19 protein-coding genes are annotated in these 21,837 nt (G+C 72.8%); 4 read left to right on the top strand and 15 right to left on the bottom strand.

The annotated features are described in order from the left end of the window. Window positions 1–278 precede the first annotated feature (278 nt). From AB0G74_RS05435 to AB0G74_RS05395, 9 genes are all read right to left on the bottom strand, one after another. A complete protein-coding gene (locus tag AB0G74_RS05435; protein WP_361140991.1) occupies window positions 279–3,689 on the bottom strand; it encodes an FtsX-like permease family protein in 3,411 nt (1,136 codons plus the stop codon). A 301-nt stretch (window positions 3,690–3,990) separates the two neighbouring features. Continuing rightward, the gene (locus AB0G74_RS05430) at window positions 3,991–4,854 is read right to left on the bottom strand and encodes a DUF3159 domain-containing protein (protein WP_361140989.1); all 864 of its coding nucleotides are present in this window, start codon (window positions 4,852–4,854) and stop codon (window positions 3,991–3,993) included. 3 nt (window positions 4,855–4,857) lie between these two features. Further along, window positions 4,858–5,208, bottom strand: a complete 351-nt coding sequence (locus AB0G74_RS05425) for an OB-fold nucleic acid binding domain-containing protein (protein WP_361141087.1) — start codon at window positions 5,206–5,208, stop codon at window positions 4,858–4,860. 197 nt (window positions 5,209–5,405) lie between these two features. Then, the gene (locus tag AB0G74_RS05420; protein WP_361140987.1) at window positions 5,406–6,092 is read right to left on the bottom strand and encodes a response regulator; all 687 of its coding nucleotides are present in this window, start codon (window positions 6,090–6,092) and stop codon (window positions 5,406–5,408) included. A 136-nt stretch (window positions 6,093–6,228) separates the two neighbouring features. Beyond that, window positions 6,229–8,772 carry a sensor histidine kinase KdpD gene (locus AB0G74_RS05415; RefSeq protein ID WP_361140985.1) on the bottom strand — a complete coding sequence of 848 codons (2,544 nt, stop codon included), beginning with the start codon at window positions 8,770–8,772 and terminating at the stop codon, window positions 6,229–6,231. Window positions 8,773–8,990: 218 nt separating this feature from the next. Next, a complete protein-coding gene (locus tag AB0G74_RS05410) occupies window positions 8,991–9,743 on the bottom strand; it encodes an ABC transporter ATP-binding protein (RefSeq protein WP_361140984.1) in 753 nt (250 codons plus the stop codon). Between the two features lie 210 nt (window positions 9,744–9,953). Then, window positions 9,954–10,739, bottom strand: coding sequence for a DUF3710 domain-containing protein (locus AB0G74_RS05405; RefSeq protein WP_361140982.1), 786 nt, complete (start codon window positions 10,737–10,739; stop codon window positions 9,954–9,956). 1 nt (window position 10,740) lies between these two features. After that, window positions 10,741–11,292: a dUTP diphosphatase gene (dut, locus tag AB0G74_RS05400; protein WP_361140980.1), complete on the bottom strand. Its 552-nt coding sequence runs from the start codon at window positions 11,290–11,292 to the stop codon at window positions 10,741–10,743. A 1-nt stretch (window position 11,293) separates the two neighbouring features. Further along, window positions 11,294–11,866 carry a PaaI family thioesterase gene (locus AB0G74_RS05395; RefSeq protein ID WP_361141086.1) on the bottom strand — a complete coding sequence of 191 codons (573 nt, stop codon included), beginning with the start codon at window positions 11,864–11,866 and terminating at the stop codon, window positions 11,294–11,296. Window positions 11,867–12,114: 248 nt separating this feature from the next. Here AB0G74_RS05395 and AB0G74_RS05390 point away from each other — a divergent pair, with 248 nt between their 5' ends. Then, window positions 12,115–12,570 carry a DUF3093 domain-containing protein gene (locus AB0G74_RS05390; RefSeq protein WP_361140978.1) on the top strand — a complete coding sequence of 152 codons (456 nt, stop codon included), beginning with the start codon at window positions 12,115–12,117 and terminating at the stop codon, window positions 12,568–12,570. A 22-nt stretch (window positions 12,571–12,592) separates the two neighbouring features. On the opposite strand, the gene AB0G74_RS05385 is transcribed toward AB0G74_RS05390, so the two are convergent. The 4 genes from AB0G74_RS05385 to AB0G74_RS05370 form a co-directional block, all read right to left on the bottom strand. After that, complete coding sequence (locus tag AB0G74_RS05385; RefSeq protein WP_361140976.1) at window positions 12,593–13,549, bottom strand: hypothetical protein; 957 nt, start codon at window positions 13,547–13,549, stop codon at window positions 12,593–12,595. 13 nt (window positions 13,550–13,562) lie between these two features. After that, window positions 13,563–13,859, bottom strand: a complete 297-nt coding sequence (locus tag AB0G74_RS05380) for a DUF4193 domain-containing protein (RefSeq protein ID WP_006345898.1) — start codon at window positions 13,857–13,859, stop codon at window positions 13,563–13,565. Window positions 13,860–14,277: 418 nt separating this feature from the next. Continuing rightward, window positions 14,278–15,510, bottom strand: a complete 1,233-nt coding sequence (locus AB0G74_RS05375; RefSeq protein WP_361140974.1) for a HAMP domain-containing sensor histidine kinase — start codon at window positions 15,508–15,510, stop codon at window positions 14,278–14,280. Between the two features lie 3 nt (window positions 15,511–15,513). Beyond that, window positions 15,514–16,167, bottom strand: a complete 654-nt coding sequence (locus AB0G74_RS05370; RefSeq protein WP_146482805.1) for a response regulator transcription factor — start codon at window positions 16,165–16,167, stop codon at window positions 15,514–15,516. Between the two features lie 382 nt (window positions 16,168–16,549). Between AB0G74_RS05370 and AB0G74_RS05365 the strand changes: the two genes are divergently transcribed. Continuing rightward, the gene (locus AB0G74_RS05365) at window positions 16,550–16,726 is read left to right on the top strand and encodes a hypothetical protein (RefSeq protein WP_361140971.1); all 177 of its coding nucleotides are present in this window, start codon (window positions 16,550–16,552) and stop codon (window positions 16,724–16,726) included. A gap of 300 nt (window positions 16,727–17,026) precedes the next feature. Here the strand turns inward: AB0G74_RS05365 and AB0G74_RS05360 are convergent, their stop codons facing one another. Both AB0G74_RS05360 and AB0G74_RS05355 read right to left on the bottom strand, forming a co-directional pair. After that, window positions 17,027–17,842 carry an inositol monophosphatase family protein gene (locus AB0G74_RS05360; protein WP_361140969.1) on the bottom strand — a complete coding sequence of 272 codons (816 nt, stop codon included), beginning with the start codon at window positions 17,840–17,842 and terminating at the stop codon, window positions 17,027–17,029. Window positions 17,843–17,953: 111 nt separating this feature from the next. Then, window positions 17,954–19,081: a ferrochelatase gene (locus tag AB0G74_RS05355; RefSeq protein ID WP_361140967.1), complete on the bottom strand. Its 1,128-nt coding sequence runs from the start codon at window positions 19,079–19,081 to the stop codon at window positions 17,954–17,956. A gap of 227 nt (window positions 19,082–19,308) precedes the next feature. On the opposite strand from AB0G74_RS05355, the gene AB0G74_RS05350 reads away from it, so the two are divergent. Both AB0G74_RS05350 and AB0G74_RS05345 read left to right on the top strand, forming a co-directional pair. Further along, complete coding sequence (locus AB0G74_RS05350; RefSeq protein WP_361140966.1) at window positions 19,309–20,556, top strand: MFS transporter; 1,248 nt, start codon at window positions 19,309–19,311, stop codon at window positions 20,554–20,556. After that, a complete protein-coding gene (locus AB0G74_RS05345; protein WP_361140964.1) occupies window positions 20,513–21,835 on the top strand; it encodes a D-arabinono-1,4-lactone oxidase in 1,323 nt (440 codons plus the stop codon). The genes AB0G74_RS05350 and AB0G74_RS05345 overlap by 44 nt, the downstream gene beginning before the upstream one ends. Window positions 21,836–21,837: the final 2 nt, after the last annotated feature.

Genomic DNA, 21,837 nt, shown 5'->3' with positions numbered 1-21,837 from the left:
CGATGGCGGTGGGGGTCCCCCCGGCGAAGCCAGGGGGCGGTCGTCTCGTATGGGATGGGCCCGGGCGTACTCGGACGATCCCGACAACGCGGCCTGGGGGTACCGCCCGGGCCGCCAGGCCCAGGGGGAGGGCGCGCCAGACGCCGCGGGGCAGGCGGGACTTTCGCAACACGCCCTACGCGCCCTACGCGCCCCCGCGCCCCGGCACTCCGGCGCTGCGAGGACCCGGGCCCCCGCACGCGCACGCCACCCGACCACCGACGTCCTCTCCCTCACCGTCACTCGCCTCCTCGCCCGCGCAGCGCCGCCACCGGGTCGGTCCGCCGCAGCATCAGCGCGGCCACGATCAGTACCGGCGCCGCGGCCACACCCACCAGCAGCAGCACCACTCGTCCCACCGGGAGCTGGACCAGCACCTCCGGCACCGGCTGGGCGGCCCGGCCGGTCAGCACGATCAGCGGAACGACCGCCCGGGTCAGCACCGCCCCCAACGCGGCCCCGATCAGCAGACCGAGACCGATCAGCAGCGACTGCTCCACCGCCAGCAGCCGGGCGGGCAGCCGCCGGGGCGCGCCCAGCGCCCGCAGCACCGCGAACTCCGCCGACCGCTCCCGCAGCGCCCCCACCGTGCCGACCCCGAAACCGACGGCCGCCAGCAGCGCCGCCACCGCCGCCGTCGCCAGTAGCGCCGACTGCGGCCCGGCGCCCAGCGGATCCTCGTGCAGCTCCCGGGCGATCTCGTCCCGTACCTGGATCTGCGACGGGTCGATCTCGGCCCGGTCGCGCAGGGCCGAGGCGACCGCGCCCGTCCGGCCCGGCTCGGTGAAGAGCCACCACTCGCCGGGCGCGAACGAGGAGTCGGGGCGCTCGGCCAGGACCCGGTTCACGGACCGCAGATCGAGCAGCAGGACGCCGCCGTCCAGCTCGGGCTTTGCCGCCGCGGCCGGGTCCCCGGTGCCGGGACCGGTCGTCGGTACGGCCGCCAGCACGCCGGTGATCCGTACCGTGATGTCGCCGCCCCGCATCGGGACCTGGATCCGCGAACCCACCTTCGCGGCGCTCGCCTCCAGGAACGCCGGGGTCGCCAGCGCGCCCGGCTCCCGCGCCGGGCCGCGCCCCGCCGCCACCCGGACCGTCACCGAACGGTCGGGTCCCCACTGGCTCGGAAACGCCGAAGTACCCGTGTGATAGCGCAGATCGAGCAGAGCGCCCGGGGCCGCGGTGACCGAGGTGACGGCGGGCGGCCGGTCACCCGGGGCCGCGGTCTCCGACTCGATCGCCAGTACGGCCTTACCCCGCCAGGCCAGCCCCTTCGAGGCGGCGACGGGCCGGGCGACACCATCGGCGCCGACCGCCCGGACCGCCCCGACCGTCAGCCGCTTGGCCGCGATCCGGTCCGGATTGCCCGGCTCGTCGAACTCGATCGCGGTCAGCGCCAGCGGCCCGGCGGGCCTGCCGACCGGGGCGTCCGCGGCCTTCGCCAGATCGAGCGTCACCCGCTGCCGCTTGCCGTCCGGCCGCAGACCGCCCAGGTCGAGCCGGTACGGGACCCCGAACCGGTCCTCCACGGTGACCGTGGCGGAGAGCCCCGGATCGCCCGGGTACTGGGACTTCAACGCCGCCGTACCGGAAGGACCGTCGTACGCCGCCCGCAGGGTGATGTCCAGCTCGACCCGTTCGGTCCCGTCGGGCAGGACGATCCCGGCCCGCTCCTCGGCGGGCGGCGCGAGGCCCGCGATCAGCCGTACGGGATCCCCGTCCGCGGCGAGATCGCCGCGGAGCCGCAACGGCCCGGTCCGGCCACTGCCGTCGTCGCCGGAGCCCGCCGCCCGGGCCGTGTCCAGGGCCAGCACCGTCGCCTGACGGCCACCGGTCAGCCCCATCGACTGCCGGGCCGCCGGAACGGCCGCCCGCACCCCGGGCATCCCGTCGAAGACCCCGCCCTGCCCGAACTGGACCGCGCCGCCACCCGTCATCCGGATCGGCGCGCCCGCCCGGAAATCCGCCTGATCGTCCTGGGAACGGTCCCACGAGGCGCTCTGACCGATCGCCAGCATGCCCAGCGCCACCGCCAGAACCAGCAGCAACACCGGCCCCGCGCCCCGGGCCGGACGCCGGCTGAGCTGCCAGCCCGCGAGGGCCGCCGTCAGCTTCCGGCCGCGCGCGGCCCGCCGCTCCGCCAGCCGGGCGGCCGGCGGCAGCAGCCGCAACGTCACCACGGTCCCCGCGAGCAGCGCCAGCGCCGGAGCCACCACCAGCAGCGGATCGATCCCCAGCTCGCCCTCGCGGTCACCGCTGAGCGCCCCGCTGCCCGAGGTCCGGCGCTCCAACTGCCAGTACGCCACCCCCGCGACGGCCAGCAGCGCGATATCGGCGCCCGCCCGCAGCGGCGCGGGCAGCGCCCGGGCCCGGCCGCGGTCCCGGCGGGCCGCGCCGATCGCCGGGGCGACCACCGCCATCGCGCAGGCCACCGCCACGGCCGCCGCGACCAGCCAGACCGTCGCCGTCGGCGCCGTGTCCACCCGCAGCCCGATCCGGGCCAGCAGCCCCTGCCCCGCCAGCAGTCCGGTCAGCGGACCGGCGAGCAGGGGTGCGCAGACCGCCGCGGGCAGCGCCAGGAACAGCGCCTCCAGGGCGGAGAGCCCGGCGATCCGGCCCCGGGAAGCACCCCGGGCCAGCAGTACCCGGGTCTCGCCCGCCCGCTCCGTACTCAGCAGCCTGGCCACCAGCAGCAGCGTGTACCCGGCCAGCAGCACCAGCTGGAGGGAGACGATCAGCAGGGTCGCCCGGGCCACCAGCAGCGCCCGTTCCAACTGGTCGAGCACATCCGGCAGCGACGTCTTGGCGACGACGCCGCCCTTCAGTCCCGGCTGGGCGCTCAGCAGCTTCTGGCTGTCGCGCGCGGCCGAGCGCAGGGCATCGATCCGGTCGGCGGTGAGGGCGCCGAAGTCGGCGGTCGCCAGCCAGGCGAGACCGCCCGCGGCGACCGACTCCGAGGCCAGGGACCGGGGATCGGTGAGCAGGGGGCCGTAGGTGGTGAAGACCTCGGTCCGCACCCCGCGGCCACCGAGTTCGTCCAGCCGCCAGTACGGATCGTCCCGGTCGGCCACCCGGTAGACCCCGGTCACCCGGATCTTCACCGCCGGACCGCCGAGCCTGCTGGCGAGGGTCAGCACCCGGGGGCCCGGCGTCAGCCGCAGGGCGCGGGCCGCCGTCTCGGGCAGGGCGACCCCGATCACCGGGGGACCACCCGCCGGGGTACCACCGCCTGCCGAGGGCCAGTCGCCCGACACCAGCCGCACCTTCGACCGGTCGGCCACCGCCAGCATGGTCAGATCCGGCTCACCGGCCCGGGCGGCGGGCGGCTGGAGCGAGCGGGGGAGCGAGTACGGCGCGGAGCGCTCGAACGGGCGCAGCGTGACGGGCAGGCCGTCGAAGGCGCGCTCCGCCCCGCGCCGGGCGCCCTCGGCGGCGGCCGTCCGGTCTGCGGACGAGTCTTCCGACGTCACGATCAGAGACGCCGACGCGGCGTCCCGGGTCTTGAGCGCGTGTCTCAGCCCGGCGTCCCCGACTGACCCGGCGAAGGCCGCGAGCGCGGCCAGCACCGAGGTGGTCAGCAATACGGCGAGCAGGGCCGCCGAGAGCAGCAGCCGATGACCACGCGCACGGTGGAACAGAAAGACCGGCACCCGACATCCCCCATGAGCCCCTGAAGGGCCACCCCCGAAAACGCTTTCGAGCAGGGATCGTTGCAGAGTGCACAGGGCCTGAGCACGTGTTCGTCCCGGACTTGATGAGATCGTGACCGTGGCCGAACGCCCCGCGCGGGACGGTACGAACGCCTCCGAAAGCCGGGCGGAGCGGCCCGTCGGTGTCCGGCGACCGGTCCCCGCCGTCCGCCCAGCGGCCGGAATTCACCGTTCCGGAGCTGGGCCGGGCCGGGGCCGGGGCCCGCGGGCCGGACGATTTCGGAGGGCCGGGCCCTCCGGGTCAGTCTTCGTTCTGTCTGACGGTGTTCTGGTCGGCCGCGTTCTGCCCGGCGGCCGACGCCTTCCGCTCGCGCTCGGCCCGCTCCTCCGCCTCCATCTCCGCGAAGACATCGATCGGCGGCGGCGCCTTCGCCAGGAAGACCCAGGTCAGATAGACGGCCAGCAGGAACGGCGGAATCTTCAGCGCTACCAGGACCCAGCCGAGCTGGGTGGTGTCCGCCCACCAGTACAACGGGAAGAGGATCGCCGACTTCGCCAGCAGGATCGCGCCCCAGGCATAGCTCGCCTTGGTGTACGCCTTCTTCCGGCCGGGGTTACGGGTCCGCCAGGAGAGGTTCTCCTTGAAGACCGGGCCCAGCATCAGCCCGATCAGCGGCACCCCGGCCGCCGCGGTCGCGATGTACGCCACCGCGAGCCCCGTGGTGTACAGCATGCCCGGCAGATAGAAGTCCTTGGCATTGCCGGTCATCATCGCGAAGACCACGCCGAACGCGACGCCGAAGACCCCGCTGAACGCGTGCTTGACCGTGCCCTTGAGGACCAGCCGGGCCGCGACCAGCACCAGCGAGACCGCCAGGGCGGCGATCGCCGAGGAGTGCAGATCCTGGTTGATCGTGTAGATGGTGACGAACAGCAGCCCCGGGACCACCGTCTCGACCATGCCCCGCACGCCGCCGAACGCGTCGAACAGCGCGGCCTCGGTGACCGCCTTGACGTCGGCCGGGTCCTGGGCGACCGGGCCCGGGGCCGAGGTGTCCCGCCCGTCGCCCGGCTCCGGCGGCGCGGAATCCCCGGCGGGGGCCGCGCCCGGAGCGGACGAGGGGGACGGTGTGGTGGTCGGGGTCGGCTTGTCGAAAGACGTCACCGGCTACTCCTGTCCGAGCGGTCGGAGTTCGTATTTGGGGTTGAACAGCACACGACGGCCATGGGCCGTGGATATCCGCCCCGAGGCGATCAGCCTGCGGCCCGGCTCGATGCCGACGATCGAGCGGCGGCCCAGCCAGACGATGTCCAGCGGGGCGGTGCCGTCGAACAGCTCCGCCTCCAGGGCGGGCACCCCGGCCCTCGGGCGCAGGGTCACCGTGCGCAACGTACCAGTCACCCGGACGATCTGGCGATCGCCGCATTCGGCGATCCGGGTGCACCCGGACAGCTGTGCGTCCTCCCGCAGCTCCGCGGACTCCTGGTCCTGACGGGAGCTGGACAGCCGGTCGAACATACGGCGGAGACGGCCGACCGGTTTCGCCGCCGGATCGCCCGGTCCGGAGCCGGTGCCGGAGGGCCCGGACCCGGTAGGAGGTGCACTCATGCAGCAAGCGTACCGGCCGCGGCCGACCCCCGGCCCGGCCCGTCCGCGGCCTGTGGACAACCCCGCCGACGGGCCGCGACCCGAGGTCACCGGGGGCGCCCGGAGCGCTACCGCTCGAAGCGGTAGCCCATCCCCGGCTCGGTCACGAAATGCTTGGGGTGCGACGGATCGGCCTCCAGCTTCCGCCGCAGCTGTGCCATGTAGACCCGGAGGTAGTTGGTCTCCGTCCCGTACGAGGGACCCCACACCTCCTGCAGCAACTGCTTCTGGCTGACCAGCCGGCCCGTATTGCGGACCAATACCTCCAGCAGATGCCACTCGGTCGGCGTCAGCCGGACGTCGCGCCCGTCGCGGTTGACCTTCTTCGCGGCCAGATCGACCGTGAACCCCTCGGTCTCCACCACGACCACGTCGTCGTCGCCACCGCCCACCGGCTCGGCCCGGCGGACCGCCGCCCGCAGCCGGGCCAGCAGCTCGTCCATCCCGAACGGCTTGGTGACGTAGTCGTCGGCGCCCGCGTCCAGCGCCTCCACCTTCTCGTCGGAGGTGTGCCGGGCGGAGAGCACCAGGATCGGCACCCGGGTCCAGCCGCGCAGCCCCTTGATCACCTCGACGCCGTCCATGTCGGGCAGCCCCAGGTCGAGGACGACCACATCCGGGTGGCGGGCGGCGGCCAGCTGGAGAGCGGTCGCCCCGTCCGGCGCCGCGTCCACCTCGTACTTGCGCGCCTTCAGGTTGATCACGAGGGCGCGTACGATCTGCGGCTCGTCGTCGACCACCAGCACCCTGGTCATCACTGGCCCGCCTTTCTGTCCTTCAGGTGCCGCGGGGTCCGCGGGGTTCCTTCGCTGTCTGCGGTGTCACGCACGGGTTCGCCGCCGGGGCCGTCACGGCGGGGGCGGCCGCCGGGCCACCGGAACGGGCTCGGGCTCACGAGGTGACCTGCGCGGGGAGATCGGGTGTCACCGGTGTCGTCCCGGGCGCCGCGGTGAGCGTGAGGACCATGGTCATCCCGCCGCCCGGGGTGTCCTCGGCCGACAGCGTGCCGCCCATGGCCTCGACGAAGCCCCGGGCCACCGCGAGGCCCAGCCCCACCCCGGCGCCGCGCGGGGCGTCCCCGTACCGCTGGAACGGCTCGAAGATCCGCTCCTTCTCGTCGTCCGGCACACCGGGCCCCCGGTCCACGACCCGGACCTCCACCCGGTCGCCGAGCGCGCTCGCCGAGACCGCCACCGCGGTCGCCTCCGGGCTGTACTTGACCGCGTTCTCGACGATGTTCGCCACCGCCCGCTCCAGCAGCCCCCGGTCCACGGTGACCATCGGCAGCGTCTCCGGGATGTCCAGCTCCACACTTTCCACGGGCACGGAGACCAGGGCCATGGGCACCACCTCGTCGAGATCGGTCACCCGCATCAACGGGGTGACCGTACCCGTCTGGAGACGGGACATGTCGAGGAGATTGCCCACCAGATGGTCAAGCCTGTCCGCGCCGTCCTCGATCCCCGCGAGCAACTCCGCCTCGTCCTCCTCGGACCAGGCCACGTCGTCGGAGCGGAGCGAGCTGACGGCCGCCTTGATCGCCGCCAGCGGGGTCCGCAGATCATGGCTGACGGCCGCCAGCAGGGCCGTACGGATCCGGTTGCCCTCGGCCAGTCTGCGGGCCTCCTCGGCCTCGCCGACCAGCCGCTTGCGGTCGAGGACGACGGCCGCCTGGGCCGCGAACGCGGCCAGCACCCGGCGGTCCTCGGCGGGCAGTACCCGCCCGGAGAGCGCCAGCGCCATATGGTCCCCGACCGGCATGTCCACATCGGCGTCCTCGGGCCGGACGACCGACCGGGGGCCGACGCTCCCGGCCGTGGTCCACGGATCGACGTCGCTGGTCCGCTCCAGCAGCGCCACCGACTCCATCCCGAAGGTCTCCCGCACCCGCTGCAACAGCGCGTCCAGCGACGTCTCCCCGCGCAGCACGCTCCCGGCGAGGAAGGAGAGGATCTCGGACTCGGCGCGCAGCCGGGCCGCCTGATGGGTCCGGCGGGCCGCGAGGTCCACCACGGACGCCACCGCGACCGCCACCGCGAAGAAGATGACGATGGCCACGATGTTCTTGGGGTCGTACACGGTCAGGGTGTGCACGGGCGGGGTGAAGTAGTAGTTCAGCAGGATGGAACCCACGGCGGCCGAAGCCAGCGCCGGGAGCAGTCCGCCCAGCAGCGCCGCCATCACCGTGGCGAAGAGGAAGAGCAGTACGTCGTTGGCGAGCCCGAGAGTGTCGTCCAGCGCCGTCAGCAGCAGCGACAGCAACAGCGGGACCGCGACCCCGATCAGCCAGCCCGCGATGATCCGGGACCGGCCGAGCCGGGCCCCTCGCGCCACCGGCAGCCCCCGGCCCTTCCCGGCCTCGTCGTGGGTGACGATATGGACGTCGAGATCGGGCCCGGACTCCCGGGCCACCGTCGCCCCCACCCCCGGGCCGAAGACGTACTGCCAGGTCTTGCGGCGGCTGGACCCCAGCACGATCTGGGTGGCGTTGACGCCCCGGGCGAACTCCAGCAGCGACGAGGGGATGTCGTCGCCTATCACATGGTGAAACGTCCCCCCGAGGTCCTCGACCAGGGTGCGCTGGACCGCCAGCTCCTTCGGCGACGCCGAGGTCAGCCCGTCGCTGCGGGCGATGTAGACCGCCAGGATCTCGCTGCCCGACCCCTTGGCCGCCATCCGGGCCGCCCGCCGGATCAGCGTCCGTCCCTCCGGCCCGCCGGTGAGCCCGACGACGATCCGCTCCCGCGCCTGCCAGGTCGAGCGGATGTTGTGCTCGCCCCGGTACTGCTGGAGGTACTCGTCGACCCGGTCGGCCACCCAGAGCAGGGCCAGCTCGCGCAGCGCCGTCAGATTGCCCGGCCGGAAGTAGTTCGACAGGGCCGCGTCGACCTTGTCGGGCTTGTAGATATTGCCGTGGGCCATCCGGCGGCGCAGCGCCTGCGGCGCCATGTCCACCAGCTCGATCTGCTCCGCCCGCCGCACCACCTCGTCCGGTACGGTCTCCCGCTGCCGGACGCCGGTGATCGACTCCACCACGTCGCCGAGGGACTCGAAGTGCTGGATGTTCACCGTCGATATCACATCGATCCCGGCGGCCAGCAGCTCCGCCACGTCCTGCCAGCGCTTGGCGTTGCGCGAGCCGGGCACATTCGTATGCGCCAGCTCGTCCACCAGCGCCACCGCAGGACGGCGCTCCAGGACCGCGTCCACATCCATCTCGGTGAACGCCGCGCCCCGGTATTCCAGCTCCCGGCGCTGGATCTGCTCCAGACCGTGCAGCATCACCTCGGTACGCGGCCGGTCGTGGTGCTCCACGAAGGCGACCACGCAGTCCGTGCCCCGCTCCACCCGGCGATGGGCCTCGGAGAGCATGGCGTAGGTCTTGCCCACGCCCGGTGCCGCGCCGAGATAGATCCGAAGCTTGCCGCGTGCCATGGCCCCATTGTCTTTCAGAAGGCGGTCGGGCGTACTCGCCGTACCGCTCCTACGCTGCGACGACGATACGGCGAAGGAAACGGGCAAATCGGGTGGAGGGTGGGCGGGAGGGGCGGTATTGACGCGATTCTGATGCCCATCCGCCCCACCCGTACCGCACGGCCACCCTGGTGGGGCGCCTCGGCCGTGTCGTTGGAATCGTGCCCGGCCCGTGGCGGTCAGGCCCGGACGGCCCCGGCGGCGGCCGTCTCGGCTATCTCGCCGTCGTGCAGCTCCAGTACCCGGTCCGCCAGTCCGAGCAGCTGGGCGTCATGGGTGGCGACCAGCGCCGTCACCCCCTCGGCCCGGACCACCGCGCGCAACAGCTCCATCACCGACAGCCCGGTCTCCGCGTCGAGCTGACCGGTCGGCTCGTCCGCGATCAGCAGGGCCGGGCGATTGGCCAGCGCCCGGGCGATGGCCACCCGCTGCTGCTGGCCGCCGGAGAGCTCCGTGGGGCGCTGGGCCGCGTGGTCCGCGAGACCGACCAGGGAGAGCAGCAGCTCCACCCGCTCGTCCCGCTCCCGGACCGGGGCGCCCCGCAGCCGCAGCGGCACCCCCACATTCTCCGCGGCGGTCAGGATCGGGATCAGCCCGAACGACTGGAAGACAAAGCCGATCCGGTCCCGCCGCAGCTCCAGCAGCTCGTTCTCGCCCAGCCCGGACAGATCCGTGCCGTCCAGCCTGATCCGCCCCCCGTCCGGGGTGTCGAGACCGCCGACGAGATTCAGCAGCGTCGTCTTCCCCGACCCGGAGCGGCCCTTCAGCGCCACCAGTTCGCCCCGGGGCACCTCGAAGGAGACCCCGCGCAGCGCGTGCACCGCCCCGGCGCCGGAGCCGTACGTCCGGTGCAGATCCTCCACCCGCACCATCGGCTCCCCGGCCACCGCCGTACCCGCCGCCGTCGCTTCCGTGCTCTCGTCCGTGCTCATGAGATCCCCCTGTCGTTCCCGTACACCGCACAGCTCCGTACCCGGCCGCCCCGTAGCCGATCCGCGAACGGCACGGGCCGCCGCGGTCCGGCTGCTGGGCACCGGCGATCTCGCACGTTACGGGGTACGACGACGGGCCGCACCCCCCTGTGGACAAGGGGGATACGGCCCGTCGCAAGCGGTACGGCGCCCGGGCGCCGACGCGGAGGGTCAGCGGACCTCGGTGATCTCCGGGCCCCGCTGGAGCTGGCCCATGCCGCCGGAGAAGCGGGAGGTCGCCTGCTCCTCCTGCTGGACGCCCTCGGGCACCATCTGGGCGTCCTCGGGGAGCTTGAGGACGATCGGGTCACGAGGCGCCATCGGCCCGTCACCGCGGACCACCACCGTGTCGCGGAAGATCTGCTCCAGCAGTCCGGCCGCCTCCGGCTGGACCGCGCCCTGGCCCGAGATGACGCCGCGCAGGAACCAGCGCGGCCCGTCGACTCCGACGAAGCGCACCAGCTGGACCCCGCCCGTGCCGTCCGGGAGCTGGACCGGCACCTGGGCCCGCAGCTCCCAGCCGAGCGGGCCCTCGACCTCGTCGATCACCCCGCCCTGCTGGGTGATACCGCCGGCGATCTCCTCACGGACCTCGCCCCAGATGCCTTCCTTCTTCGGCGCCGCGAACGCCTGGAGCTGGATCGCGCTGTCCCGCAGGACGACCGTGGCCGCGACGATCGCGTCACCGGCGACCTCGACCCGCAGCTCCATGCCCTCGACACCGGGCACGAAGAGCCCGCCCAGGTCCACCCGGCCCTCGGCGGGCTTGGACACCTCGGTGTCGTCCCAGGGGCCGTCGGGCCGCGGGGCCGGGGGAAGGTTCACCCGCCGGGGGGCGTCCTCGGCGTCGGCGGAGTCCTCCGCGTCGGGCCCGTCCAGGGCCGCGTCGACCTGCTCGGTCTCGCCGGCCGCGTCCGCGTCGCTCGCGGAACCACTCTTCTTGCGACGTCCGAACACGTCACTGTCCTTCCCGGTCGGATACGACGGAAGCGTATCGATTCCCACCCGTTGAACCATCCGTACGGCCGCCCACGGCGGCATGACCGCCGGTGGACCCGAAGCCCCCCTCGGCCCGTGCCGAGCCGGGAAGCTCCGCCACCTCGTGGAAGCGCACCTTCTCGACCTTCTGGACGACCAGCTGGGCGATGCGGTCGAAGCGCTCGAACCGCACGCTCTCGCGCGGATCGAGATTGATCACGATCACCTTGATTTCCCCACGGTACCCGGCGTCAATCGTCCCCGGGGCATTCACAAAGGCTACTCCGCAGCGGGCCGCGAGGCCGGATCGCGGATGGACGAAGGCGGCGTACCCGTCGGGCAGGGCGATCGAGACGCCCGTCGGCAGCACGGCCCGCTCGCCGGGGGCCAGCTCGGCGGCCTCGCGGGTGACCAGATCGGCGGCGGCGTCGCCGGGGTGCGCGTAGGACGGCAGCGGCACCTCCGGATCGACCCGGCGGATCAGTACGTCGAGGGCGTCGTGCGGGCCGGAGGGGCTGGCGGCGATGGACATGTCAGGGGTTCACCTCGAAAGCGCGTGCGCGGCGGATCTGGTCGGGGTCGGCCATGGCGGCCTCGATCTCCTCCGAGCGGCCGTGGTCGATGAAGTGATCGACCTTGACCTCGATGAAGAGGGCCTTCGCCCGGACGGCGAGCGGTCCGTCGGGGCCGCCGATCCGGCCCTCGGCCCGGGCGTAGATCTTCCGTCCGGCCACCGCGGTCACCTCGGCCCGGAGGAAGAGCGCCGTGCCCACCGGGACCGGCGCGACGAAATCGGTCTCCAGCCGTCCGGTGACCGCGATCGTTCGCAGCAGCCAGGTGAGGGAGCCCAGGGACTCGTCCAGGGCGGTGGTCAGCACCCCGCCGTGGGCCAGGCCCGGGGCGCCCTGATGGGCGGGCCGCACGGTGAACTCGGCCGTGATGCTCACACCCTCGCCCGCCCGGGCCGCGAGCCGCAGCCCGTGCGGCTGGTCGCCGCCGCAGCCGAAGCACTGCTCGTAGTGGGTGCCGAGCGGCTCACCGGGTGCCGGGGCCTCGGGGTGCCGTACCGGGGGTACGGCGTCGGCCGGAGGCGTCAGGGGCGATATACGGGCGGTCGCCGGATCCGTCGGCGAGGGGTCCGGACCCGGTGGATTAGCGGTGCTCACAGGCGCAGACCTTACCCGCGGTCGGCCGGTCGGCTCACGCGAGCCGTCGGCGCCCGCCCGCGCACGCCCCTCGCGGGACCCCGCCCACCGGTCCGCCGCGGCGGGCGGCCCGGACATCCGTACGAGCGCCGGGCACGGGGCCGTACCCGCGGGCCGGACCCGCCGGGGCCCCTGCCAGACTTGGCCGTATGCAGCCCTCATCCGCCGCCGCGCCCCGCTACGACGAACGTCTGACCGCCCCGCCCCTGTGGTGGGTGATCGTTCTGCTGCTCGGGCTCACCGGCGGACTGACCGTCTTCCCGGTCGGCCTGCTGGCGACGCTGATCACGGTGATAGTCGTATCGCTGCTGGCCGGGGCCGTGGTGAGTTCGTACGGCTCCGCCCGGATCCGGGTGGTCGCCGGGTCCCTCGTCGCGGGGGACGCCCGGATCCCGCTCACGGCGCTCGGCGAGCCGGAGGTGCTGGATCCCGAGGAGGCCCGGGCCTGGCGCTCGTACAAGGCCGATCCCCGGGCCTTCATGCTGCTGCGCAGCTATGTGCCGACCGCGGTACGGATCGAGGTCACCGACCCGGCCGACCCGACGCCGTACGTCTATCTGTCGACCCGCGACCCCCGGGCGCTGGCCGCCGCGCTCTCGGGCTGATCCGGCCGACCCGTCCGGTCGCTCAGTGCTCCGGCTCGCCGCCGCGGGTGACCGGCTCGGCGGGCCGTTCCAGCTCCTTGGGCTCCTCCAGCGGCGGAAGGGCCTCCAAGGCGTCCCAGGGCACCTGGCGGACCCGCAGGTCCTTGCGGATGCGCTCGGAGAGCTGGCGGGTGTCCCGGCGGTTGATGACGGCGCCGACGGCCGCCCCGACCATGAAGGGCAGCAGGTTCGGCAGGTTGCGGATCATCCGCTTCATGATCTGCTGGCGCAGCTCGCGCTTGAGCCCGCTGCTGACCAGAGCGGCGTTCTTGTACGTCGACGGTTTGGTCACGTCGATGCCGCGCTCTTCCGACCAGGTGGCCAGATAGACGGTGCTGCGCTCCTTGAGCGTGCCCGGCGGGCGGAGGCCGTAGACCTCGTACAGCTCGGCGATCAGCTTCAGCTCTATTGCTGCCACGCCGGTGATCTCGGTCGCCAGCTCCGCGGGCATCGCGGGCGGTACGGGAAGCATCGCGGCGGCTCCGATGCCCGCCCCGACCGTGGCCGTGCCGTTGGCCGCGCCCGCGACCAGCTTGTCGGCGAGCTGCTCGGGGCCCAGCCCCGGGAACTGCGCGCGCAGGGTCGTCAGATCGCGCACCGGGATACGGGGCGCGTTGTCGATGATCCGGTCGGCGAGGTAGCCGACGGCGGCCCGGGCGCTCTGACCGCTTCTGCGCACGCCCGCGCGCACGCCGGCCAGCCGTCCGGATTTCGCCGGGGGCCCGTCCGCCGTCTCCGCTCCCTGGTGGGGGAGCGCCGGGAGGGTCTCAGGCGAGGCCACTGGGCCTCGCCCGTCGTCTCCCACGGCATGGGGCAGGAGGGCGGCCGAGCGCTCGTCCGAGGGCTCAAGAGCCCCGGACGGTCCCGAACCGCCCTGATACGTCTCCGACGGCTTCTGACGCCGGAAACGCCGCTTCCGCGACGGTGTCTCGCCTGCCACGGCCGACCGGACCTTACTCGCAGTCGCGGCAGATCGGCTGACCGTTCTTCTCACGGGCCAGCTGACTGCGGTGATGGACCAGGAAGCAGCTCATGCAGGTGAACTCGTCGGCCTGCTTGGGCAGCACCCGGACGGCCAGCTCCTCGTTGGAGAGGTCGGCGCCGGGCAGCTCCATGCCCTCGGCGGCCTCGAACTCGTCGACGTCGACGGTCGAGGTCGACTTGTCGTTCCGGCGGGCCTTCAGTTCCTCAAGGCTGTCCGAATCGACATCGTCGTCGGTCTTGCGTGGGGTGTCGTAATCCGTTGCCATGTGTCGCTCTCCCCCTCTGGGTGTGATTGCGGTGTCTCCAGCGCACGTAACGCGTGAGAGGCCGGACTTGTGCCCGACCTGAGGCGGAGATTTTGCCTCACATCAAGGTCTGTTACTCAATCGACACCCAACCGGATCCCTCGGGAGTGATCGGGTTGGATGGCGATGGGGACCGTACACGATCCGAATGTCGCAGCTCACGGGCGCCACCCCGTGTACTTCCCGTGATCCCGACCCCCGGAAACCCGGACTTTTACCGGCTTTCCGGAAGGTGCATGATCACGGAGAGTAGATGGTCCGAAAATCGTCCCTGTGATCGATCACACATGGGCAACCCGGGAACAGGTCCCGAAAATTCCGCCAAAAGCGAACGGACTTCCTGGTCGCATGTGATCACGGTCAGCGATCCGGGTCGGACTCAGAGCGGCAGAGTGACGCGCATCACGAGCCCACCGCCCTCCCGGGGCTCCGCGATGATACGTCCCCCGTGGGCCCGGGCCACCGACCGGACGATCGACAGACCGAGACCGACACCCTTGTCGCTCCCCGTCCGCTCCTGCCGCAGTCTGCGGAACGGCTCGAAGATGTTGTCGATCTCGTACGCCGGGACCATCGGGCCCGTGTTCTCCACGACCAGGACCGCCCGGCCGGGCTCCGTCCTGGTGGTCACCTCGACCCAGCCCCCGTCCGGAACGTTGTACCGGACGGCGTTCTGCACCAGATTGAGCGCGATGCGCTCCAGGAGCACACCATTGCCCTGGACGACCGCCGGCGTGCGCTCCCCCCGGATCTCCACGCCCCGCTCGTCGGCCTCGCTCCGGGTCTGGTCCACGGCCCGGGTCGCCACCTCGGCCAGGTCCACCGGCTTGCGCTCGACGATCTGGTTGTCGCTCCGGGCCAGCAGCAGCAGCCCCTCCACGAGCTGCTCGCTCCGCTCGTTGGTCGCCAGCAGCGTCTTGCCCAGCTGTCGCAGCTCCGCCGGGGCCCCGGGATCCGAGAGATGCACCTCCAGCAGGGTGCGGTTGATCGCCAGCGGGGTCCGCAGCTCGTGCGACGCGTTGGCGACGAACCGCTGCTGGGCGCTGAAGGCCCGCTCCAGCCGGGCCAGCATCTCGTCGAAGGTGTCCGCCAGCTCCTTCAGCTCGTCCTCCGGGCCGTCCAGCTGGATCCGGCGCGAGAGGTCCGAACCGGCGACCTGGCGGGCGGTACGGGTGATCCGGCCCAGCGGGGACAGGACCCGGCCCGCCATCGCGTAGCCGAAGGCGAAGGCGATGATGCTCAGCCCCAGCAGCGCGAAGAGGGAGCGGCGCAGCAGATCGTTCAGCGCCACCTCCCGCTGCTGGGCGAAGCACCGGGCCACCGCCTCGCCGAACTGGTCGCCGGTGCCCTCGGCGGGCAGCTTGCACCAGCCCGTGGTGGCCTGGAACTTCCCCGAGAGGATCTTGAACGGCAGGCCGTTGCCGTCGTGCAGGGCCTGGGCCGCCAGCAGATAGATGATCGACAGCAGCAGGATGCCCGCGATCAGGAACATTCCGCCGTACAGCAGGGTGAGCCGTATCCGGATCGTCGGCCGCAGCAGCGGCCGGACCGGCGTACGGGGGTCCCAGGACGGCTTCGGCGGGACCTTGGGGGGCGGGGGAGTGCCTGCCACCGGTCAGATCCGGTAACCCGAGCCGGGCACGGTGACGATCACCGGCGGCTCGCCGAGCTTACGGCGCAGGGTCATCACGGTCACCCGCACCACATTCGTGAACGGGTCGGTGTTCTCGTCCCACGCCTTCTCCAGCAGCTGCTCCGCCGAGACGACGGCTCCCTCGCTGCGCATCAGCACCTCCAGCACCGCGAACTCCTTCGGGGCGAGCTGGATCTCCCGGCCGTCCCGGAACACCTCGCGCCGGTTGGGGTCCAGCTTGATCCCGGCCCGCTCCAGGACCGGCGGCAGCGGAACCGTCGTCCGCCGCCCCAGGGCCCGGACCCGGGCCGTCAGCTCGGTGAACGCGAAGGGCTTGGGCAGATAGTCGTCCGCCCCCAGCTCCAGCCCCTCGACCCGGTCCGAGACGTCCCCGGACGCGGTCAGCATCAGTACCCGGGTGGGCACTCCCAGCTCGACGACCCGGCGGCAGACGTCGTCACCGTGGACCAGCGGAAGATCGCGGTCGAGTACCACCACGTCGTAGTCGTTCACCCCGATCCGCTCCAGGGCGGCCGCGCCGTCGTACACCACGTCGACCGCCATGGCCTCCCGGCGCAGCCCGGTGGCCACCGCATCGGCGAGCAGCTGCTCGTCCTCGACGACGAGTACGCGCACGTCGCGATCCTTCCCTTGGCCCCGTCGACCCGATCAGGGCATGTCCGTGCACTGTCTGTGCGCGTCCATCCTGCCCGTTACGCGCGTAAACCGGCTGTAAGGCGGGTTGTTCCGGGCCGTCGCCGGCCGCGGAAAGCCGTCGGATGGTACGGGAATCAACGGGATTCCCGGCGTAGTTGAGGTTTCTCTGAGGGAAGGCCGGGGGAGGACGAGAAGACACCCGCGATCACATCCCCCGAAAGGGCGCATCCCCCGTATGCGTCCGCCCGCCGCCGGGACCGGCCGGGGCCGTGATCGCCCGCTCACCGTCCGCGGCTGTCCGTGCCGGTGAGCACCGCGGCACACCCCCGTGCCCGCCACCACCCACGACGAGGGGGCGCATATGGACGCATTCACCGATGGACTGCTGGAGCGCATAAAGGCCGCCGAGACGGACCTCGACCTGGCTCGCGAGACCGGTGACGACTTCCTCGCGGAAGTCGAGCTGGCCGAGCTGGAAGACCTTCGACGCCTCGCCGCCGAACACGGCGTGGAGGTCGGCGCGGCCCGAGCCGCCTGAGAGACCGCCCAGCCCGGCGATCCGCCTTCCCGGGCAGAGAATCCCCCCACCGGAACCCATCCGGAACAATCGGCGAACTCATCGCTCGTCACAACGGGACGACCCCCGACCGGGGAGCACGGACGAGCCGAACGGACACATGATCGACGGTACGGAAGCGGGTCCGGCGCGCTCGGCGCCGGGCCCGCGCCCGTTTCGGCCCGCCGCCGGGCCCCCCGGGCCGCCCGGGACCGGACCTGTCGGCCCCGCTACGGGTCCCCGCCGCCACCGTGGCGCGCTCCGGCCCCGATGCCCGGTCTCTCAGTCGTGCCAGGCGCCGAGCCCCTCCAGCAGGCCCTGCAGCGGCTCGAAGACCCCCGGCGGGGCCGCCACGGCCAGCTCGCCCGACGGGGCCTCGCCCGGCCGTCCGCCGGTGAGCGCCCCGGCCTCGCGGGCGATCAGATCGCCCGCCGCCAGATCCCAGGGGTTGAGTCCCCGCTCGTAGTAGCCGTCCAGTCGGCCCGCGGCCACATCGCAGAGGTCCACCGCCGCGGCGCCACCGCGCCGGATGTCCCGGACCCGGGGGATCAGCCGCTCCGCGACCCGCGCCTGATGGGCCCGGACGTCCGCGACATAGTTGAAGCCGGTGGAGATCAGCGCCTGGTCCAGCGGGGGCGCCGGACGGCAGCGGATCGGCCGGTCGTTGAGGAACGCGCCGCCCCCGGCCACGGCCCGGCTGGTCTCGCCGCGCATCGGGACCGCGACCACCCCGGCCACCGTCTCGCCGTCCCGCTGGGCCGCGATCGACACGGCCCAGGTCGGCAGCCCGTAGAGATAGTTCACGGTCCCGTCCAGGGGATCGACGACCCAGCGGACCCCGCTCGTGCCCTCCCGGGAGGCCCCCTCCTCGCCGAGGAAGCCGTCGTCCGGCCGACGCTCCGCCAGGAAGCCGGTGATCAGCTTCTCCGCCGCGATGTCCATCTCGGTGACGACGTCGATCGGGCTGGACTTGGTGGCGGCGACCGACAGATCGTCCGGTCGGCCGTCGCGCAGCAGCCGCCCGGCCCGGTCGGCGGCCTCCAGCGCCAGGGCGAGCAGTTCGGGGAGCAGGGGGTCACTCGTCGCGGTCACGGCCATTCCTCACGGTCGACACGGTCTTCTGGGCGGGTACGGGAGACGGCGCCGGGCACGGGCGAGCCCGGGGTCCGGAAGCCGTACGGAGCGGCCCCGGACGGCGCGGACACCCCCTCACGCGTACGGACTGTCCGCGCCCGCCGCGGCGGGCCGCGGACTGCGCGCCGGGCAGCAGCCCACCGGACAGAGGTCGTGCGAAGGGCCCAGCGCCCCGAGCGCGCACGGGGCGGCCGGCTCGCCGCGCTCCTTCGCCGCACGCTCCAGCACCAGCTCCCGTACGGCCGCCGCGAACCGGGGGTCCGCGCCGACCGTCGCCGACCTCCGGACCGGCAACCCCAGCTCGGCCGCCTTGGCCGCCGCCTCCGTGTCCAGGTCGTACAGCACCTCCATATGGTCCGAGACGAACCCGATGGGGACCATGACGGCCGCCGGTGCCCCCGCCGTGTGCAGCTCCTCCAGGTGGTCGCAGATATCCGGCTCCAGCCAGGGGATGTGCGGGGCGCCGCTGCGGGACTGGTAGACCAGCCGCCAGGGCCGCTCCACCCCGGTCTCCGCGCGGACCGCGTCCGCGATCACCCGGGCCGCGTCCAGATGCTGGCGGACGTACGCCCCGCCCTCGCCGTGCCCGGCGACCGGGCCCGAGGTGTCCGCCGCGGCGTCCGGGATCGAGTGCGTGGTGAAGGCGAGATGCGCGCCCGCCCGGACGTCCTCGGGCAACTCGGCCAGGGCGGCGAGCACCCCGTCGATCATCGGCCGCAGGAACCCCGGATGGTTGAAGTAGTGCCGCAGCTTGTCCACCCGCGGCGGCTCGAAACCCTCCGCCGTCAGCGCCGCCAGCGAGTCTGCCAGATTCTCGCGGTACTGACGGCAGCCCGAGTAGGAGGCGTAGGCGCTGGTGGTGAGCGTCACGATCCTGCGGCGGCCGTCCCGGACCATCTCGCGCAGGGTGTCGGTCAGATACGGGTCCCAGTTGCGGTTGCCCCAGTAGACCGGGAGATCGAGACCGTGGTCCGCGAAGTCCTTCCGGAGGGCGTCCAGCAGGGCACGGTTCTGGTCGTTGATCGGACTGACGCCGCCGAACAGGAAATAGTGCTGCCCGACCTCCTTCAGGCGCTCCTTGGGGATGCCTCTGCCCCGGGTCACGTTCTCCAGGAACGGGACCACGTCGTCGGGTCCCTCGGGGCCGCCGAAGGAGAGCAGCAGCAGGGCGTCGTACGGTGCGGAGTCACGCTGGTCGGACATGTCACCGATCCTGCCACCCGGCACCGACAACGCCGCACCCACCCGCCGCCGGGACCCGCGCGGCCTGTGGACGGCCCCGGAGCCGATGACCGGCCCCCGACCCGGTCGCGAAGCAGTCGTCGCAGCTCACAGCGGGTAGAACAAACCCCGGTGCGCCGAGCGGAACCGGGGTCGTAACCTGTCATCGCACTAATACGCCTTACCGGCCGTCCCCTCCGGAGAACGTGTTGCCCAGCCCCTACCGCGCCATCTTCGCCGCCCCCGGCGCCACGGCGTTCTCCGCCGCGGGACTCGTCGGAAGGCTGCCGCTGGCGATGACCGGCGTCGGAGTCCTGGCGATGATCTCCGAGCTGACCGGCCGCTACCGGCTCGCCGGACTCGTCGCGGCGACCATCGCCCTGGCCGCGGCGGCGATCGGCCCCCGGATCTCCCGGCTGGTCGACCGGCACGGACAGACCCGGGTACTCCGCCCGGCGACCCTGGTGTCGGTCGCCTCCGGGACCGGACTGATCCTCTGCGCCACCGCCGAAGCACCGGTCTGGACCCTCTTCCTGTTCGCCGTCGGCACCGGCTGCGTACCCAGCGTCGGCTCGATGGTCCGGGCCCGCTGGGCGGCGATCTACCGGGACCGGAAGGAGCTGCACACGGCGTACGCGTGGGAGGCGATCGTCGACGAGATCTGCTTCATCGCCGGTCCGCCGCTCGCGATCGGGCTGTCCACCGGCTGGTTTCCCGCTGCCGGACCAGTACTTGCCGCGCTTTTCCTGTTGGTCGGGGTGTTCTGGCTGACCGCGCAGAAGGCCACCGAGCCGGTGCCCGCCCCGCGCGAGGAGCACACCCCGGGTTCGGCGCTGGCGTCCCGCGCGCTCCAGGTACTGGTGGTCACCTTCGTGGCCACGGGCGCCGTCTTCGGCTCCGTCGAGGTGGTCTCCGTCGCCTTCGCCGAGGAGCAGGGCAACAAGGCCGCGTCCAGTGCGGCGCTGGCGATCTACGCGGCCGGATCGTGTCTGGCCGGTCTCGTCTTCGGACTGCTGAGGCCGAAGGGGTCCCCCGCCCGGCGCTGGCTGCTGGGCGTCTGCGTGATGGCCGTCAGCCTGGTCCCGCTCCAACTGGTCGGGAATCTGGTCGCGCTCTGCGCCGTGCTCTTCTTCGCGGGCCTGGCCATCGCCCCGACGATGGTGACCACCATGGCGCTGGTCGCCTCGCACGTCCCCGGCACCAAGCTGACCGAGGGCATGACCTGGGTCAGTACCGGACTCGCGGTCGGGGTCGCGCTCGGCTCGGGAGCGGCGGGTATCGCGATCGACGAATGGGGCGCCCGTACGGCCTACGCCGTCCCGGGGGTTGCCGGAGCCCTGGCCGCCGTGGTGGCGTTCCTCGGATACCGCCGGCTGACCGAGCCGGTGCCGACGAGGGAGGGGCAGCCGGTCGATGAGCACGATCAGCAGGGCGAACGGGACACGCGTCTGGCGTAACTGGGCGGGGAACGTCACCGCGCGGCCGGTCCGCGAGACCTCGCCCGCCTCCGCGGACGAGGTCGCCGACGCGATACGGCGGGCCGCCGAGGACGGCCTCACGGTGAAAACGGTCGGTACGGGGCACTCGTTCACGGCCGTCGCCGCCACCGACGGGCTGCTGATCCGCCCCGATCTGCTCACCGGCATCCGGCGGATCGACCGGACCGCGATGACCGTCACCGTCGAGTCCGGCACCCCCTTGCGCAGGCTGAACACCGCCCTCGCCCGGGAGGGCCTCTCCCTCGCCAATATGGGCGACATCATGGCGCAGACCGTCGCCGGGGCGGTCAGTACCGGCACCCACGGCACCGGCCGTGACTCCGGCTCCCTCGCCGCCCAGATCCGCGCCCTGGAGCTGGTCACCGCCGACGGAACCCTGATGACCTGCGACGCCGACCACCACCCCGAGATCTTCGCCGCCGCCAGGATCGGCCTGGGCGCCCTCGGTGTGATCACCGCGGTCACCCTCGCCGTCGAGCCCCTCTTCCTGCTGACCGCACGCGAGGAGCCGATGTCCTTCGACCGGGTCACGGCCGACTTCGACGCGCTGTACGCGGAGAACGAGCACTTCGAGTTCTACTGGTTCCCGCATACGGACAACTGCACCACCAAGCGGAACAACCGCAGCGCCGGGCCCGCCGCACCGCCCGGCGCGGTCGGCGCCTGGATCGAGGACGAACTCCTCGCCAACGGACTCTTCCAGATGGCCTGCACGGTCGGCCGGGCGGTGCCCGCCGCCGTCCCCGCGATCGCCGGGATCGCCAGCCGGGCGCTCTCGGCCCGTACCTACACCGACATTCCCTACAAAGTCTTCACGTCACCGCGCCGGGTGCGCTTCCTGGAGATGGAGTACGCGGTGCCCCGGGAGGCGTGTACGGCGGCGCTGCGCGAGGTCAAGGCCATGATCGAACGCTCCCCGCTGAAGATCGGCTTCCCGGTCGAGGTCAGGACCGCCCCGGCCGACGACATCACCCTCTCCACCGCGTCGGGCCGGGACAGCGCCTATATCGCCGTCCACCAGTACCGGGGCGCGCCCCACCGGGCCTACTTCACGGCCGTGGAACGGGTGATGACCGCCCACGGCGGCCGCCCGCACTGGGGCAAGCTGCACACCAGGGACGCCGGGCAACTGGCCCGGGTCTATCCCCGGTTCGGGGAGTTCACGGCGCTGCGGGACCGGCTGGACCCGGAGCGCCGGTTCGGCAACGACTATCTGCGGCGGGTGCTGGGGGCCTGACG

Source organism: Streptomyces sp. NPDC020875, assembly GCF_040641415.1.
Taxonomy (GTDB): domain Bacteria; phylum Actinomycetota; class Actinomycetes; order Streptomycetales; family Streptomycetaceae; genus Streptomyces.
Note: the sequence above shows the minus strand (reverse complement) of the source record. Positions and strands in the feature narration are given on the sequence as shown.